Annotated in this window: 22 protein-coding genes and 1 pseudogene; 4 read left to right on the plus strand and 19 right to left on the minus strand. The window is 38.9% G+C overall.

Translation table 11 applies throughout. From position 1 onward, the window contains the following. Nucleotides 1–35: 35 nt before the first annotated feature. The 3 genes from ACFWMP_RS01175 to ACFWMP_RS01185 all read right to left on the minus strand — a co-directional run bounded on the left by ACFWMP_RS01175 (nucleotide 36) and on the right by ACFWMP_RS01185 (nucleotide 1,601). Nucleotides 36–584: a YeeE/YedE thiosulfate transporter family protein gene (locus ACFWMP_RS01175; protein WP_179085850.1), complete on the minus strand. Its 549-nt coding sequence runs from the start codon at nucleotides 582–584 to the stop codon at nucleotides 36–38. A 34-nt stretch (nucleotides 585–618) separates the two neighbouring features. Next, entirely contained in the window at nucleotides 619–846 is a 228-nt protein-coding gene (locus ACFWMP_RS01180) for a sulfurtransferase TusA family protein (RefSeq protein WP_036678256.1), read from the minus strand. A 65-nt stretch (nucleotides 847–911) separates the two neighbouring features. Beyond that, nucleotides 912–1,601 (minus strand): YeeE/YedE thiosulfate transporter family protein, encoded by a 690-nt coding sequence (locus ACFWMP_RS01185; RefSeq protein WP_042187846.1) that lies wholly within the window; start codon nucleotides 1,599–1,601, stop codon nucleotides 912–914. A 174-nt stretch (nucleotides 1,602–1,775) separates the two neighbouring features. Here ACFWMP_RS01185 and ACFWMP_RS01190 point away from each other — a divergent pair, with 174 nt between their 5' ends. Next, the gene (locus tag ACFWMP_RS01190; protein WP_379421721.1) at nucleotides 1,776–2,660 is read left to right on the plus strand and encodes a LysR family transcriptional regulator; all 885 of its coding nucleotides are present in this window, start codon (nucleotides 1,776–1,778) and stop codon (nucleotides 2,658–2,660) included. A gap of 2 nt (nucleotides 2,661–2,662) precedes the next feature. Here the strand turns inward: ACFWMP_RS01190 and ACFWMP_RS01195 are convergent, their stop codons facing one another. The 12 genes and pseudogenes from ACFWMP_RS01195 to ACFWMP_RS01250 form a co-directional block, all read right to left on the minus strand. Then, nucleotides 2,663–2,878 (minus strand): sulfurtransferase TusA family protein, encoded by a 216-nt coding sequence (locus tag ACFWMP_RS01195; RefSeq protein ID WP_042187842.1) that lies wholly within the window; start codon nucleotides 2,876–2,878, stop codon nucleotides 2,663–2,665. 33 nt (nucleotides 2,879–2,911) lie between these two features. Next, nucleotides 2,912–3,346 (minus strand): NUDIX hydrolase, encoded by a 435-nt coding sequence (locus ACFWMP_RS01200; RefSeq protein ID WP_339271008.1) that lies wholly within the window; start codon nucleotides 3,344–3,346, stop codon nucleotides 2,912–2,914. Further along, the gene (locus ACFWMP_RS01205) at nucleotides 3,337–4,230 is read right to left on the minus strand and encodes a PhzF family phenazine biosynthesis isomerase (RefSeq protein WP_379421722.1); all 894 of its coding nucleotides are present in this window, start codon (nucleotides 4,228–4,230) and stop codon (nucleotides 3,337–3,339) included. Before ACFWMP_RS01205 ends, ACFWMP_RS01200 begins: the two co-directional genes overlap by 10 nt. Before the next feature lie 43 nt (nucleotides 4,231–4,273). After that, nucleotides 4,274–5,014 (minus strand): DUF5071 domain-containing protein, encoded by a 741-nt coding sequence (locus ACFWMP_RS01210; protein WP_379421723.1) that lies wholly within the window; start codon nucleotides 5,012–5,014, stop codon nucleotides 4,274–4,276. A 157-nt stretch (nucleotides 5,015–5,171) separates the two neighbouring features. Beyond that, a complete protein-coding gene (locus tag ACFWMP_RS01215; RefSeq protein ID WP_379421724.1) occupies nucleotides 5,172–5,609 on the minus strand; it encodes a hypothetical protein in 438 nt (145 codons plus the stop codon). An 11-nt stretch (nucleotides 5,610–5,620) separates the two neighbouring features. Further along, nucleotides 5,621–6,337 (minus strand): hypothetical protein, encoded by a 717-nt coding sequence (locus tag ACFWMP_RS01220; RefSeq protein ID WP_076286373.1) that lies wholly within the window; start codon nucleotides 6,335–6,337, stop codon nucleotides 5,621–5,623. A gap of 22 nt (nucleotides 6,338–6,359) precedes the next feature. Further along, nucleotides 6,360–6,890, minus strand: a pseudogene (locus ACFWMP_RS01225) (TlpA family protein disulfide reductase). Between the two features lie 141 nt (nucleotides 6,891–7,031). Continuing rightward, nucleotides 7,032–7,559: a ClbS/DfsB family four-helix bundle protein gene (locus ACFWMP_RS01230; protein ID WP_379423462.1), complete on the minus strand. Its 528-nt coding sequence runs from the start codon at nucleotides 7,557–7,559 to the stop codon at nucleotides 7,032–7,034. A gap of 69 nt (nucleotides 7,560–7,628) precedes the next feature. Continuing rightward, nucleotides 7,629–8,486: a S66 family peptidase gene (locus ACFWMP_RS01235; protein ID WP_339247809.1), complete on the minus strand. Its 858-nt coding sequence runs from the start codon at nucleotides 8,484–8,486 to the stop codon at nucleotides 7,629–7,631. A 20-nt stretch (nucleotides 8,487–8,506) separates the two neighbouring features. Next, nucleotides 8,507–9,142, minus strand: coding sequence for a pyridoxamine 5'-phosphate oxidase family protein (locus ACFWMP_RS01240; RefSeq protein WP_042187839.1), 636 nt, complete (start codon nucleotides 9,140–9,142; stop codon nucleotides 8,507–8,509). Nucleotides 9,143–9,153: 11 nt separating this feature from the next. Beyond that, on the minus strand, nucleotides 9,154–9,915 hold the full coding sequence (locus ACFWMP_RS01245; RefSeq protein ID WP_379421725.1) for a class I SAM-dependent methyltransferase: 762 nt from the start codon (nucleotides 9,913–9,915) through the stop codon (nucleotides 9,154–9,156). Continuing rightward, nucleotides 9,912–10,868 carry a phosphotransferase gene (locus ACFWMP_RS01250; RefSeq protein ID WP_379421726.1) on the minus strand — a complete coding sequence of 319 codons (957 nt, stop codon included), beginning with the start codon at nucleotides 10,866–10,868 and terminating at the stop codon, nucleotides 9,912–9,914. Before ACFWMP_RS01250 ends, ACFWMP_RS01245 begins: the two co-directional genes overlap by 4 nt. A 177-nt stretch (nucleotides 10,869–11,045) precedes the next feature. Between ACFWMP_RS01250 and ACFWMP_RS01255 the strand changes: the two genes are divergently transcribed. Together ACFWMP_RS01255 and ACFWMP_RS01260 are read left to right on the plus strand one after the other, a co-directional pair. After that, nucleotides 11,046–11,540 carry a hypothetical protein gene (locus ACFWMP_RS01255; protein ID WP_341125325.1) on the plus strand — a complete coding sequence of 165 codons (495 nt, stop codon included), beginning with the start codon at nucleotides 11,046–11,048 and terminating at the stop codon, nucleotides 11,538–11,540. 97 nt (nucleotides 11,541–11,637) lie between these two features. Further along, nucleotides 11,638–12,396 (plus strand): hypothetical protein, encoded by a 759-nt coding sequence (locus ACFWMP_RS01260; RefSeq protein WP_341125326.1) that lies wholly within the window; start codon nucleotides 11,638–11,640, stop codon nucleotides 12,394–12,396. Nucleotides 12,397–12,467: 71 nt separating this feature from the next. Here the strand turns inward: ACFWMP_RS01260 and ACFWMP_RS01265 are convergent, their stop codons facing one another. The 4 genes from ACFWMP_RS01265 to ACFWMP_RS01280 all read right to left on the minus strand — a co-directional run bounded on the left by ACFWMP_RS01265 (nucleotide 12,468) and on the right by ACFWMP_RS01280 (nucleotide 15,692). Continuing rightward, nucleotides 12,468–12,941, minus strand: coding sequence for a GNAT family N-acetyltransferase (locus tag ACFWMP_RS01265; RefSeq protein ID WP_341125327.1), 474 nt, complete (start codon nucleotides 12,939–12,941; stop codon nucleotides 12,468–12,470). A gap of 24 nt (nucleotides 12,942–12,965) precedes the next feature. Next, nucleotides 12,966–13,661 carry an HAD family hydrolase gene (locus ACFWMP_RS01270; protein ID WP_339247792.1) on the minus strand — a complete coding sequence of 232 codons (696 nt, stop codon included), beginning with the start codon at nucleotides 13,659–13,661 and terminating at the stop codon, nucleotides 12,966–12,968. 78 nt (nucleotides 13,662–13,739) lie between these two features. After that, complete coding sequence (locus ACFWMP_RS01275; protein ID WP_339248557.1) at nucleotides 13,740–14,786, minus strand: Gfo/Idh/MocA family protein; 1,047 nt, start codon at nucleotides 14,784–14,786, stop codon at nucleotides 13,740–13,742. Nucleotides 14,787–14,804: 18 nt separating this feature from the next. Then, nucleotides 14,805–15,692: a sugar phosphate isomerase/epimerase family protein gene (locus ACFWMP_RS01280; protein WP_379421727.1), complete on the minus strand. Its 888-nt coding sequence runs from the start codon at nucleotides 15,690–15,692 to the stop codon at nucleotides 14,805–14,807. Nucleotides 15,693–15,815: 123 nt separating this feature from the next. Between ACFWMP_RS01280 and ACFWMP_RS01285 the strand changes: the two genes are divergently transcribed. Then, nucleotides 15,816–16,700: a helix-turn-helix domain-containing protein gene (locus ACFWMP_RS01285; RefSeq protein WP_042187825.1), complete on the plus strand. Its 885-nt coding sequence runs from the start codon at nucleotides 15,816–15,818 to the stop codon at nucleotides 16,698–16,700. The last annotated feature ends 15 nt before the right edge of the window (nucleotides 16,701–16,715 follow it).

Genomic DNA, 16,715 nt, shown 5'->3' on the forward strand with positions numbered 1-16,715 from the left:
TCTCGTCAGCGCTACAAGCTCAGACTATTTCACTTTTACATAAAGAATTTGGCTAATAATTTACTGCCTATAAATGCGCCAACCAGCAGGAACAATCCAAATATCCATCCTGAAAGCGATAAGGAAGCTATAGCCGTAAACAATGCACCAATATTACATCCATTAGCCAGTCTAGCTCCGTACCCCATGAGCAATCCGCCAAGTACCGCTGCTACAACCTGCTTTTTGGACTTAATTTTCTTCAGCTTGAATTCGGAAGCAAACAAAGTCGCTGCTAAAGCACCTAATATAATCCCTAGATTTCGAATCGAACCACCATCATTCAAAAATCCGGAAGATAATGTTTTTTGTGCTTTTTCCGAACTAAAATATGCCCATTGATCTACATTTCCGCCTGCTAATCGATACAACCAAGCTCCCCAATCTGCAAAAGCGCTGGTTACTCCCCATCCTTTAGAGAAAACAGCCAGATGTGCTGTAGCGAATACAGCGAGAAGTACAGCTCCAGTTACATAAGTAAACGGTTCTTTGAGCAAGCGCTTGTAAAAGCGGTTAGACGATATCTTCAACCAGAATTCGTTCACCGTTTCCTTCACCGTCCTTTCCTAGTAACCGATCTTATTTTACCTTCTCAATAACAACTTCCCATTCGCCATCATCAACCTCTTCGATTTCCACATTATGTCCCTGTTTTCTCGCCCATTCTGGAACGTTCTTCATTGCGCAGCTATGATCAATAGCTACTACTAGTACATCACCTACATTGAGTTCAGTCATTTTCTTTTCTGTTCTCATTAACGGAACCGGACAAGCTTCTCCCATGCAATCAAGTGTAAATTCAGCCATTTTAAAAACCACCTTTATATTTTTTTGGAATAACAATAGTGAAAATATTCACGTAATAATCTAAACTAATCTGCGCTTCCCATCTTTTTCTCTTGCCATTTAACAGCTGCAATGTATAACAGAAGAATAATCAGGAACTGAACAACCAGTGCTCCAAGCCAACCGAATACATCTGGTAAAAATACAGTTGGTGCATCCTTTATAACGTTAGCTCTCCACCAACCCATATCATGTGATCCCCAAAGTGAACCAATGACAAAAAACACAAGTGAAAGCATCTGCATCGTGAATCCTTCACCTACACGCATCAATGTACCCGAAGCGCATCCACCCGCGATAACCATGCCAATTCCGAATAATACAGCACCAATGATCAAAGCTAAGCTGATCTGACCCACATTGTCCATCCCAGGAATCGGTTTACCTTCCAGGAACGCTGGATACTTAATCGCTGTAAATCCGATAGTTGCAAGGGAAAAAGCAATCAGAACCGCTCTTGTAACTGATGTGCTGCCTGTAATACAGGGATCTCTAAGTGATGCAGTAAAGCAGAAACGTGATCTTTGTAAAATAACGCCAAACGAAATACCGAAAAGCAGGTAGACAACCATTTTATCGTGGGAATGGTCTAGGAAAAAACCAAACCCAATAATGAGAGCTGTGACCAGCAACGCGATGGGCAACTGACTCTTTTTAGGTTTTCTAGGAGCTCTGGTTCGGGTTGATCTCGTTTCGGGACTTACGGTTTGCCCCATAGTCTAACACCTCCATCGTTTTTATGTAATTGACTATGTGAAAATAGTAACATACTTATTTGAGCTGTGGTTATCTGCTTTCTTTATGCTGTATAAGTGTTACTAATGGCACAGATGGAGCGTAATCATATATGCTATAGTGTGCACTAACAGCGGGCAACAGGAGGAATAAGTATGAATATGGAAACGCTTAAATTGTTTTTAGATATAGCTTCGTTAAAAAGTATATCTAAAGCCGCTCAGAAATCTCATATCACCCAATCCGCACTTAGTCAGCAGTTGAAATCATGGGAGAATACCCTAGGTTCTGAACTTTTTGTAAGAAGTAATAAAGGCGCTAGCCTAACCGAAGCAGGGATTATTGCGGAGAAGTACGTGGAGCAAATCTGTAAATTGTATGATGATATGATCACAGAAATCAATCATTTACAGCCAACACAACAAGAGCTGTCTATTTATGCGATTCCGGAGGTCTGTAATTATGCTCTCCCTTGTACCTTGTATGAGGTAAAAAAACATTTTCCCAAATGCCATATCACTTTAAATGAAGGGGCATCGTCCTTAGTAGAAGAACGTTTACTTCTTGAAGAAGGTGATATCGGGTTTATTTCCGGTCCCTCTCCAAAATCCGAATTAAGCTCACATATGGTATTTTCAGATCAAGTTATGTTGGTGGCAAGCAATACGACCGTTTGCCCTGATAAAATCACATTGACTGAGCTCCCCAATTATCCTTTAATCTGGTCCTCACAGCTTCATTGTGTGCAAAGAGCTTTGAATGCCGTGTCAGTGGGCGAGCTTAAATTAAATATACTCTTTAATCTAGACTCTCTTGAGGCGGTAAAGCTTGCTGCCATTAGAGGACATGGTCTCGCCTTTCTCCCTTATATGTCCATAAAAAAAGAGTTGTATAGTAAACAACTCAAGATCATTCCTATTGATCAGTTCCAGGTCAATAACGATGTCTACATGATAAAGAAACAAAATCAGCGCTGTGACAACGATACGAAACAATTAGTTCGATATATTGAAAAGACTTTAATAGATACTTTGTGTTGAGCCTAAACCTCAATCGTAATTTCCCATACTCCATTAATCACTTCTTGAATGGAACATTTTAGATTTGAACCACGACAGTAATCCGTGATAGAAACTTTTGCGCAGCTATGATCAGTAACTAGCATTACCTTTTCACCCTTCTGAATGGCTTTTTGATGTTTTTTTAACATCATTACTGGTACTGGGCAGATTTCACCCAAACAATCAATTTCAATCATGAAGCTGCCTCCATTCCTTAGATCATTAAAGTTCTAATAATGACCCAGCATTATTTTCTTCACAAAAGGGGTTAAAGCAAGGTTGTTTAGTTGTTTGATTTCTATCCACTGTGCCCCGTCAGAGTCTTGTCCGTCTCCATCGGTCTTAAGCTCAAAGTTCACATCTAACAATGAAACATTATATATGATCCCTATATGGTGTAATTCTTCTAACTGGGTATCACTGTATGGATAAATTAACGTATAGGAAATGGAATCATGAAGCAATCCTTTTAAACTTGTAATTCCGGTCTCTTCCCAAAACTCCCTCTTAAGGGCCTCATACGGCTCCTCTCCAAACTCAACAGAACCCCCTGGAAAGTCCCACTTCCCCGTATGAGGGCCTCTTGCTTTCTTAATTAGTAATACTTTATCGTTCTTCACTAAGACTCCATACACTCCAAGCTGAGTATATTTTATCATCTCCATAAATCTACCTCCCCCACAAACACCGCAGTTCCAGAAATAAACACATCCATATCACCGGATTCATTTCGATATACTTCTACGTTCACCTTGCCGTCCCTACCCATTTCCAATCCCTGTTCCACATCAAATTTTATCGAGTCCAAATGCGGATTAATATATTTTAAATAATAAGCCCCCATGACTCCCGATGCTGTACCTGTTACTGGATCTTCAACGGTTCCCGAAAAAGGCGATGAGAAATGTCTGGCATGCATTAAAGCGTGCGGATCAAGCGTTTGGAGTGAAAATGGGTGTACAGATGCTTTTGGAACCTGCGTTAAAATCTCCGGAAACAACGAGTTTGTCGGTTTCATTTTATTAAAGCTATCTATTCTCTTAATCGGGACTAATAGAGTCCATGCGCCAGTACAGCCATAAACAATAGGCAGATCCTCTTCTATCTCGTCAAGGGTTAAACCTATGGCGTGTGCAAGCTTCGCTCTATCGCCGTTAAATTCAATAAACTTCGGTTGATCTTGCTTCATTTTTATTAGTAAGTGATTATTGTTGTCCATACTGAATTGGATGGGTAGCACACCCACGTTTGTTTCGATCTTTACCGAGCTAAACTCTCCAAGGATACCCTTTGTTTTTAAAGCAAATAAAGATGCCATTGTAGCATGTCCACAAAGATTGATCTCATGGCCTGGCGTAAAATACTTAAGCCTTAAATCAGCTACATCTGATGAGATTATAAAAACTGTTTCGTTAAAACCGACTTTATGAGCTATTGATTGCATTTCACTTTCGCTTAAATGATCAGCTTCTAACACTACTCCCGCAGGATTCCCTTTGTTCGGATAAGAAGAAAAAGCATCATAATGAAGCACTTTGATGTTGTTCACTGATAAGTCTCCTTTAAATTTATTTCAGTAACGCCTGATAACTTCACGAAGTGAGAAACTCAGCTGTAAAGATTTCTATTTCTCTTAAAACTTCTTGGCGCTTTGATATCGAATTACATATATAAAAACGTTCTTTATTGTGCTCATGAAACTGTTTAATTACATTAGGCTGCTGATTGAAGAATTCTTTATAAAGAGCTTCACAATCAATTTCAGGATGAGTATCATGAAGTTCCTTGAGTTCAAATACAAGGACATCTTTTTTGCGCTGGATTATTTCACAGACCACATCTTTTGCGTATATACCGTGAGTTAATAAGATTCTTAATGCCGAAAGATCATTGGCTTTTTCCTGTGAAATCTTAATTAATTCTGCTTGTATCTGTAGGATTTGTACCGTATTCCAATGATCAATTAAATCATTAAAAATCCTGTACACCCATTCTTCATCATCACTGTGTTGATTTAGTACATCTTTTACATATGGAATCATCGGATCCCCTATTTCAAGTAAAAAAACAGCTATTTCCCCCGCACCTGGCCAATTTATATCTTGTATCCATTCAAGTAAACCCGACAATATGCTTTTCACACGTGGATATCCTAAACGTATGACTGTTTCAGCCGCTCCATCCCAATAGTCTTTTGATATAGGTTGTACTAATAAATGCAAATCTTCATCCTTTATGTATTGTAGCTTATTAATTGCATCTTTCTTTTCTTCTTCGGATAGATTCCATGATAACTTTTCGATTAAACTCGATATGTTTTCTATTACATCCACCTTCTCATCATCATTTCGTCATCATTGCAAGCTTCATGGATAACCTAATCGGTAGCGTAGCATTTCCCATCTGCTTCAAATCCTCCACCATAAATAAATCTTTAACCGGGTAATAAAAGGCAAGGGACCCTGTCACCCAAAGGCATAACGGATAACTCTATCGCACAGATTTCTTTCGTTTCATTATCCATATTATTAATAACACAATAATTAAAGGCCCTAGTATAGAAATCCAGATCGTTTTACTTTCCAATTGACCATTGGCATATTGACCTTTATTAATAGCTTTGACAAATTCAGCTTCGTGGGTCTTAATGGCAATGATTTCTTTTGGATCGATATTCTTTATTGAATAATATGGCGTGCCCTTAGGGTAAATATTTGAAAAGTTCCCGCTATACGTTCCTTCGTGGTCTGAATATCGTGTTACTTGCCCTATCTTCTTGTCAATGTCATTCGATGGGATGAGCTCGTCGTCGGATATTTCATAAATATCACCTGAGTAAACAACAAAAGAATAAGCCCAGTCCGCATTCATTGAGCGCATTGGCATTAAAGCAACAATGGCTAGAATTACAATAATGAACTTCTTCATTACAACCTCCTCTATCTACGAGATTCTATTGCTTTATACAGTTCATTAAATGCTCCACCTTTATTTAATCCTTCAATAAGTTCTGCTAAGCCAGATTTTCCTACGATCCCAAACCATCTAGTAACTTCTGAATGGGCGATCTCATAATTTTCTTTTACTTGTGAGGGTTCATAAAAAGCATCTCTACTACTTAAGTCATTAATATGATCTAAGCTTAAATTTTCATTTCTTATATATCTATGATCAACTAAGGTTGCTAACCCTTCATCAAACCATACAGGTACCTTGTCCTTATTCTTTAATCTCGTTCTTAATTCACTATGCAGCAGTTCATGAGCTATTACATCTTCATTAAATCCATCAGGACCAATAACGATGTAATGCCCCCAATATGTATAATAAGTCTGTCCCGTTCGATTCTTTTGAGCATACTTCTTCAGGGCTTGAGGAGATTGAACAAATAGCATGGTTGGAGTAGAATGTAATCCGTCAAAGATCTCTGAAATTCTTTCTTTCGATTGTTCGAGATCGTTTATAATCAAATACTCAATATTCTCAGAGATGTCAGGTTCTAGATAAACTTGTTCATCCTGTTCCTCCATACTAGAAAAGTCTACCATCATCGCATGAACGGGTTGAGGATTTAACATATAGCTAGCTATTAGTAACATTATAAAGATGGATAGGAATGCGGCGATGATGAATGTCTTTTTCCTTTTTTTGATCATACCAGTAGCTCCTTTTAGATTATCAAAAATACTCTATAAGAATATTTAACGAACTCTCAATAACCTCAAGATCAGATGAGCCTATAATTTGATCAAGCACTTCCCCTTCAGAATCTATCAAGTACAATGTAGGAAAACCTGGTTCCCCATAATGTTTATAGAAAGCTCCTGTTTCATCTAGAAGTACGGGATAATCAATTTTGTATTTCTTAACATACTGTTCAACTTCTGAAACATCATCACGATAAATTGGATTAATGCCTTAGATGTTCACTTTATCCTTATATTTTTTATACAAAGAAACAATCTTTGGAGCATCTTCATTACAATACGGACACCAAGAGGTGAAAAATACTAATACCGTTGGTTTTTCCGAAAATTTGATTTGTGTTACATCCGAATTTATTAGCTCCTTTAATTCAATGTTCTCTGGACTAACTGTGGGTTTAGTATTATTGTTTACCACGATATAAATGATAGTGCTTAATGCAATACATAATATAAGTGAACTGATTATTGTGATGCTTTTTCTCAAAAGATCCACCCTTTTCATCTTTTTTCGGGACTAGTATACATTCTCTTCCACTAATCCCATCTCCTCCACATAATGCTAATCTAAATTCCTTCTATGTATATGAAAAAAGCCTCTGTTTCAGAGATTTCTTCTCTTAGACAATGGCTTGGTCTGCGGTTATTAATTTGAGCTAATACAATTGAGCTTTTTCCACTTACGAATCTTAGAACGAAAAGTCTTAAACGGTGCTACTGAATTAATATGAATCCATTTGATCATAGGCCATCTCGGATTGTTTCCTGTCCATTTCCGCACGCCTAGCGTAAAAAGTTCTTCATCACTTAAAGAATCAATCCAGCTCTGCCACTGATGTTCTGTCTCTTGAAATAAAGATCTTAACTCGTCTAATGAGTAGGCAGCATATGTATGATAAAACGATTGATATAATCCGCCAAGCTGATTCCATTTATAATCCGGTGAAGGTGTAATAACGGTTATCCCTGCTTTTTCATCCTTATCCCATTTCATCACAAGGTTCAACCAGCCCAATTGATAGGCAAGGATTTCTGCTGGAGTACGATCGACGCCTTCCATACGAGTGTCTTTTTGAGCATTCTCAATGCCCTCAAATTCAAGATCGAGAGATAGATAGGCAGTATGTATAGCATTTTTCAATACCTCTTTAGATGGGTAGTCGTGTGTGGACATCATAACTCTCTCTGACTCCTCTCTTATCAACATAAATCACCTTGAAAACCAATCATCCACCTTTAGCTCTTATAAAGTAATATTCTCACCCACAACAATACACTTACTGTCACTACCATGCCCGATCTCGTCCGTCTTCACGATAGGAATCCCGCTGATTTCCTTCAAGTACGCTTCTACGATTGAAAATTCATTATAGCTCTCAAGCTCAGTAAACGACCCAAGAATCACTCCAGCACATTTATCAAAAGTTCTAGCTTGCTGAAGCTGAGCAAATAAGGAGACGATTTTGTTAGCTCTGCCACTTAAACTCTCTAAGAATAAAATCTTGTTCGAAGGGTCTGGAAAATAACTTGTTCCTGCCAGCTTCATAAAACATCGAATATTGCCGCCAATTACAATCCCACTCATCTGGTTCCCACGGACCCAATGAAAGTCGAAATCGTAAAGATCGTTATGTCCTTCGAAAAATGTTCGATAGAAAGCAGCTTGCTGCTCCGCCCCATCAGAAGATACGAGATTCATCAACTGATAGTGATAGGATTTCGAATTACTTTGTGTATGTAAAGCGTTCAAAATAACGGACAAGTCACTCATTCCGAAAAAAGGCTTCGGATGCAATCGAATATTATCGTAGTCGAGATATTCCAAGATCTGGTTCGCGGAATCCCCACCTGAAATATCAAAAATCGCAAGAATTTCATCATTATTAAATAGACGATTCAACTCCGTTGCTCTTTCCTTAGGATTGCCACTGAAATAACCATCTCTTCTAAACAAGGTGTTAGACATCGCTACCTCTAGACCAACCGAGTTCAGAATTCTAATTAATTCTTCTACTTTAGGCAGGTTCTCCACTCTCACACCATCAGAACAAGCGATAAGTCCTACTTTATTCCCTGGAGTGAGTTTTAAAGCTTTGCTCATCTTAGTTAATCCTTTCATTTCTAATATAACCGATTCTCATAGCTATCCTTTAATCCCTTTGATACATCCTCTTGAGAAATCCCAAGCTCTTTTGCATGTTCTGCAATGATTACTGAGGGTTTAGGCAGCTCTGCTTTCAATGGCCAATACGTATCATCCCATAGATGTGATCTTTTAAAAGCTTTAGCGCAATGCATATAACACTCTTCCACTTCAACGGCAATGCCCAATTTCGGCAGTTTACCTTGAGCCTCCATATGAACCATTATTTCTTGATCTTTGATAATCCTTGCATGTCCATTTATTCTTAAGGTTTCTTCAAGTCCGGGAATAATAAATATCAAACCCACTTTTGAATTTAAAAGGATGTTGCGCAAAGAATCAAACCGTCGATTACCAGGTCGCTCAGGAATCACTAAATGTTTGTCGTCTAACACATATACAAAACCTGCAGCATCCCCACGCGGAGATACATCACAATTGCCAGCTGAATCACTTGTTGCTATAAAGAGTAACGGTGATTTGGATATATAATCTCGGCAATGATGATCGATGAAGGTTATACTCTTGTTGTTTACCAATTCACTGGGATACCCATACATTGACCTTAACTCTTCTTCAGAGTCTATAACTTCTTTGAAAATGTTATGGTTCATCTTTCTCCCTCCTACTTTCGCAGTTTAAAAACCAAAAAATCGCTGCAACGAAAATCCTCTTCAAAAGACGGATACTTCGCAAGCATTTCAGCAGAGGGCTTCGGTTCAATCATTTCTTCGATTTGAAAGCCAGCCCGTACAATCGTATTTACATAACTGGATAACGTCCTATGAAAAATCAGAAACTTTTCCTCTTGATCTATTGGGAAGTTCTGATTATAAGTGCCCTCGTAAAAATAATTATCTACTTTCCAATAAAGCTTCTCTCCAGTATCCGACTTCACCCACCCGCTACCAGGGGTTACAAAGCAAGGATGTGGAATTGAGAATATAAACGTCCCTCCATCGACTAACAACCGATACATTTCATGAATCGCCATCTCATAATCGGATAAATCATGAATCACCATGTTAGAAACAATGAGATCATAACACTCATTCTGGAGAAAGCTGAGATCTTCACAATTGCCATGATGGAAGTTTATCTTTAATTCCTCTGGTGATTTACTCTTGGCTATCGTTATCATGTTCTGCGAGTAATCAACGCCAGTGACTGAGGCACCTGCCTTAGCTAACACTCTGCTTAAATATCCTTCACCACAGCCTGCATCTAGCACCTTCTTATTTTCAACAGAACCCATGAGACTGAATAAAGCTGGATTCAAAAAAATTTCTCGATGGATATCCCCGTTTTCGCCGTACGAAGTTGAGATTAGTTCTGCGTATTTATCCCATCTTTTTATGGCTTCTTTACTGCCCAATTCATCATTCATTTGATCACCTCTAAATTTCTAAAATAATCCATTTTACTGTCGATAAATCCATTGTCAAAGTCAGCTGCACCAATAAGCTCACCTTCACTGAAACATAAAGCAAATAACCAAAGCTGTCTAAGCGCAACGAACATAGGAACAGCACTAATATCATTGTCACTGAGATTTCTTAAACTTTTATATCCATTTAAAAATGCTGCCCATAACCGTTCTACTTCATCTTTATCATGGCCACTATGAATCTCTCTTGCCAATCTAAACTCTGCGATATCATAGGCTCTCCATCCGTAACCACAAATATCGAAATCATAATGAGTTAATTTCCCTTCGTCCGTGAAAGTCACATTCGTATTCCCATGCAAATCGCCATGGCAGATGCCCCAGTCGAGCCCCGCTTCCAGATGTACTTCAATCTGTGCTTTTAATTGTATGGCCAGTTCATACAGGAATTGATAATCCTCTTGTCGATGGTTCATATGCTGTTTGATCGTATGAAGCGGTTTCTCAATTAAATGTTCAAAATCAAGCTTACCTCTTACATGTGCACTCTTAAAGTTGTCCGTAGCTGTGTGAATTTGTGCAACTGACTGACCAAATAAATAGCTGTCTTCTACCGCATGAATAGGCTTTTCATTTCCTACAGCAAAACTAAACATAACGCCATACTTCACACCCTCAGGCACCAAAAATTCATTAAATATGATCCCATCTTTTCGAGGAATAGGAATGGAGACGTTTACACCTTTTTCGTGCAAATCGTTCAACATTTCTAATTCAAAATCAATCTCCGATCTACTCCGTCTATCCGCACGATAAACACGAAAGATGTATTTTTCCAATGCCGTTTCTAAGATGTATGTATCGTTCATGCCTCTAAGAAAATACTGCAGCTGTACTGGTTCTGGAATCTCATAATGCTCTTTAATATGTAATAATAATGCGTCTGTTGCCAACAGTGAGTATGTAATAGGAAAAAAAATCAAGTGTATCCCATCCCTTTAGGTTATTGATAGTAATATTTACACCATACCATATTTAGGGAGTTGAATCATTTTCTTCTTGAAGCTGTGAACCCAATGTATGGTAATATAAGTATAATAATACAGAATCAATTACATGGAGGTGTTCGAATGCGTAAATCACCATTGATCTTGAGTATGATTTTATTATCCCTAACGTTAATTATGGGCTGTAGTTCAGAAGTGGATGATGCCACTAAAGCCGCTGAGAAGTACAAAAATGTTGAATATACCATTAAGGTTTCTGATGATTTATTTTCTGAGGAATCCATTCTAGCCCGAAATGAAGAAATGAAACCGTACTTTACTGAATACTATACCGAAAAAGCTATAGGAAGCCGAATCACAACTATCCCTTTTCAAATCGCTAATAAACAAAAGCTTTCTTTAAAACCAGATAATCTAAAGTTCACCCTTTCCGAACAAAAGAAAAATATTGTTGAGTTAAAATATACTTGTGATCTTGTTTTGTTGGATAAGGATGACAAAGAAAGTAAACGTGTCCCTTTGGAGGGAATACTGACTATGTTTGATGTGGATGGTCAATGGTTAGTGCAAGGAGATCGTTTTGACTCGGAGGCTTTAATGAAATTGATTTATAACTAAACACCCTTCATATACCATATTATTACTGGAACATATTGTCTAACAATAGTAATATTAATTTCCAGTACATAGTAATATGATAAGGAGCTAATGAGTCATGAAACGAACTGCATGGATCATAGTAACATTACTTTTATTATTGGGGAGCATTCCAATTACTGCGTCAGCAAAAGAAGCAACTGCAAAATCATGGAAGACACTTTACTCTGAGTATATCAAGAAAACGTTAATGGATGCTACTAGAGATAGGTCTTATGACGGTGACTTCAATTATTTCACTTTAGTAGATTTGAACTTTGATGGTACTCCTGAACTTATACAGGGGTATTCTTTACGATTCATTCAGCCCATCAACATTGCTCTAACCGTCCAAAATGGAAAAGTCATTCCATTCAATTATCAAGGAAAACTGAAGGATATTTCAGAGGGTATATTTAATGTAGGTATGGGTGGATTTCTACCGCGCGATGAAAATCGTGGCCTGCATCTCTATAAGAACAAAAAAGATGGAACATTACGTTATATCGCTTTTGTAGATGGCAGTGGTTCGTACAATTCTAATTTGCAGGTTTATGAGATTAGTATCCAAGGAACCAAATTTAATGACAAAGAGATATTCTTGGCCGACATTCCAGATCAAGAAAAAACGGATGATTTGCCAAGCTATTATGTAAATCAAAAAGAAGTGAATAAATCCGCCTATGATAAGGCGTATAAGCAATATTTTTCAAACTTGACGTTAGTACCAAGTAAAGTTATCACTGCAAACTATACAGACCTGTTTAATAATGAAGTTAACAAATTCGTTCCAAATGGAATCGCTAATTTTATAAATCGTTATTCTTCATCCAAATAAAGCTTGTTGATTGATCCTCCTTCATTAGATAAAAAAAGCAGACTGCTCACCATAGCAATCTGCTTTTTTGATTAAATTAGCTTTTTACTCATCCGATAATTAACTAACAGTACTCCTTTTCGTTCTACACTTTGTTTCATCATAAGCTGGTATCCCTGTTGTTCAAAAAAGGGTCTAGCTGTAATACTTGCTTCGGTATCCATTTCATGAAGACCAAGCTCTCTCGCCTTCATTTCAAGCTTGTTCACGAGAGCAGAGGCTACGCCTTGGCCTTGGAAATCTTTGTGGACATAAAGACGATCCAAATGTCCTTCCAACGTCATATCCGAAAAGCCAACTATGTACCCGTTAATTTCGGCTACATAAGTAATATTTTGATGTAAAGAAGTGCTCCAAGCATCAAGTTTGAGGGTCTTTTCCTCTTTAGGTGCCCAAGCATTAAGCTGTTCTTGTGAATAGTCTTGTTTGTTTACGAAATGAACTGTCTCATAGAACAATGAGATAAGCTGACTAATATCCGATTCTTGATAAGCTCTAATTTCCATTGTGTGTTCTCCTTGATCGCATTGCTACAACCCCACTACATCTTTAAGCTCCAGAAGAGAAGTAATCATATAGTTAGGCTTGAGGTCTTTAGGAACCTCTATATTCTGGCGATTGTAATAGCAGAAGTCAATGTCAGAATTCACAGCACCATGGTAATCATCTTGTAAAGAATCCCCAACGAACAGCACTTCATGATTGCTTAGCTGTAGATCTATTAAAGACATTTCAAAAATCCTTTTATCAGGTTTTCGGATGCCTACCTCATCAGAGATCATTATGGATTTGAATATTTCATAGATCTTACCGGCTTGCAGTCTTTTTCTTTGTGCCTCACTGATCCCATTGGTGATAATCCCCAGAGCATACTTATCTTTAAATGAAGTTAAGATCTGTTCCGCTCCTTCTTCAAAATAACAGGAATTGCAAAAATAATCCCAATAAGTATCTGACAGTTTGCTATGAAAAAGTTCCTCCTGTTTAAGAGTGTCTCTAAAAGAATACCTCAATACCTCTCCTATAGTCTTCATCTCACCACCACCCACAAAGTTCATCCAATGGCGAAAATTATGACCGGAAAACTCTCCATAAAATAAAGACCACGCCTCAATATCTTCTACGAAGAGATTATGATCGTTACAGGTTCTTTTCATCGCTTCGATTTCACAAGTACTATAATTTATTAATGTATTATCTAGATCAAATATAATGGCTTTGTACATAATATCCTCCCCGAATAATGTTCTTATCTATCATAACATGAACATTAAAGTTTGGATAAAATTAACAAAAGGTTTTGATCACTCTGAGGTACACATGAACTCTACTAGATCAATTTTCTGACCTGTTTTAGCACTTTCCAGCGCTCCAAATACCATTGCCATACTATACCGATTATCTCTACAATTCGTCTCTGCTGAACGCTCTTCTGCTAGGGACAGGAACATTTCCTCCAAACATCCTTGATGGAAGGTTTTGTCCATATCAACAGCTTCTCCATTTACACGCTCAACATCACGAATAAATCTATCACTCTGATCTCCTGCTACGACTACCTCTGCATATGGCATGTCATGACCATCCCAAATCGCAGTTCCTTTTTCCCCATTCAGACGCCAAGCTGCTTCCCAAGAGGTAGAGGCACCTTCTGCACACCAAGACCCCTGATAAGTAAATACAGATCCGTCCGACATCTCAAAGATACACACTGCCGACGCATTCCCCTTATACCATGATCCAGGAGGATTAAACTCCTGACAGTAAACGGAAATCGGATTGGCTCCACTAATAAATCGGGCCTGATCAAAGGTATGAATCGCCATATCCAGCAGCAGAGGACTTTCCATGACATCACGGAACCCTCCGAAATGAGCGCCGAGGAAAAAGCTAGAACTGATGTATCCTACTCTACCAATGGTGTCAGACTCGATTAAGTTGCGTAAAGAACGAATACGCGGATCATATCGGCGATTTTGCATCACAGCATGGGCATTTCCGGTTCTTTCTGAGATCTCAACAATCTTAGTGCACTCTTCCATAGTCTCGGCCAGTGGTTTCTCACTAAACACATTACATCCGAGTGCTAATGCAGTGCTAGAAATGCTGTAATGGCTTCCCGGAACTGTAACGTCAAACACAAGATTAGCTCCAGTCGCCTGAATCGCTTCTTTAATGTCAGTAAACGTTAGACAGGAAATCTCATGCTTTGCCGCCATCGCTTGTGCTGACTCCAATCGTATATCTACAAGAGCAACAATCTGAGTATCTGAACGTGATAAAGCGTATTCAATCCAGGCGTTAGCCATTCCTCCGCAACCTGCAACCGCTACACGGTACTGTGCTGTCATCATTCTCCCCCTCTACGGTTACAGCGGATTAGGTACAAAGCTACCGCCCCGGCATTGTTTTAAATAATTTAAAGCATGTACTTGTCCCATCATTTCCAGCTCATCCCGATAAACAGGATCATGCCAGCCTTCAATATCAATCGTACCTTTATAACCTGCCTGACGCAAAATAGAAATAACATCAGTCCAGTTCGTATCTCCAAAGCCGGGAGTACGGTGCCATACATAAGGATTGGGGCCATGAATTCCATATTCTTTTACGATATCCCAAGCGATGGTGGCATCCTTACCATGTACATGGAAGATCTTATCTGTCCATTTACGAAGCTGCGGAATCGGATCAATCAATTGGACCATCTGATGACATGGCTCCCATTCGAGTCCTATATTATCAGCAGGCACAGCATTGAACATCTTCTCCCAAGCTAATGGATTGTGAGCAATATTCCAGTCACCTGATCCCCAGTCTCCACCCATGGAACAGTTCTCGAAAGCAATTCGCAAACCGCGATCCGCTGCTCTTTTGGACAACTCTCCAAACACCTCGGTGAACTTCGGAATAGATTCATCAATGGATACCCCTGATAACCTTCCTGTAAAACCTGATACCATATCCGTTCCGAACAAATGAGCATGATCAATCAGTCGCTCCCAGCTCGCGATTGCATCGGAATTATCACCAGTATTCGTCAAAGGATTGCCGAAGATCCCAACAGATGAGATCACGAAGTCATGTTCTGCTGCAAGCTCTTGCACACGCTTTCCAGTTTCCACGAGATCTGTTTCCCCTGTTGTTTGCCAGAAGGTTAAGCTAAAAGATTCAAATCCATGTCCTACAATTTGTGGAATCACTCTTACAGCGTCGCCGCCGCCTACTAATGTTCCAATTCGCATTGTATCCTTCATCTTGTGACCACTCCAATATTGGTTTATAGTAAGTGCTACAACCCGAGTATATACTGCTTCTGAGCTTAAAACTCTTATTATCTTGTGTTTATATAGTCGTATCTTGTGGGAGTTGAGTGATTTATGAGTTACCCTAATGATCTTAAAGAATATCCTCAATTAGAAGAAAAAACGTATCCATTCCGATTATTTTTTAATGAATGCAAGAACGCAAAGATCGGTCAGAATATCCTGTATTTACACTGGCACGAGCATTTCGAAATCATCATTATGCAAGAAGGCAGCGCCATTTTTCACATAGACAGCAAGCCCTATGAACTGCATGCCGGAGAGGTATTGTTTGTTCCCTCTGGAGGATTGCATGTTGGGTACAGTCTGCGGGATGATCATGTTCGTTTTATCTCTGTCGTATTCCATAGTTCTTTGTTTAAGGATTGGAAGCAGGATCCTCAGCATGAGCAGTTTGTAATCCCTTATTTAGAGAATCGTTATCAGCTGCCGGTCAAACCTGCAGAGCTTGTTCCGACCTGCTCCACATATTTTTCTCTTCTGGATACCATCGTTGATGAAGTACTGCAGAAGGGACCTGCTTTTCAACTGGTCATCAAGAATCAACTGCATTTACTCTTTGTGCTGCTCTCTCGCACCTTTCTACCTGAACAAGTATCCGGTAGAACGAATGAGCGGCACTCCTTTAATCGCGAACGTTTTAAGCCACTTCTAGAGTACATGGAGAATCATTTCGATGACAAAATGACCGTAGAAAGCGCCGCAAGATCCGTAAATCTAAATCCATATCATTTCTGCAAAACCTTTAAGAAGCTAACAGGTCGAACCTTCATCGATTATGTTAATCTTTGCCGAGTAAATGAAGCAGAGCGATTGCTGCTCGAGACCAATTTTACAGTGACTGAGATTGCAGGTAGAGTCGGCTGCGACAATCCCAATTATTTTACCAAGCTGTACAAGCAGTACAAAGGGATCACCCCTTCAGGGGTTCGAAAATAGGCGATTCTCTCTATT

The organism is Paenibacillus sp. NPDC058367, from assembly GCF_042723305.1.
Classification (GTDB): domain Bacteria; phylum Bacillota; class Bacilli; order Paenibacillales; family Paenibacillaceae; genus Paenibacillus_AQ.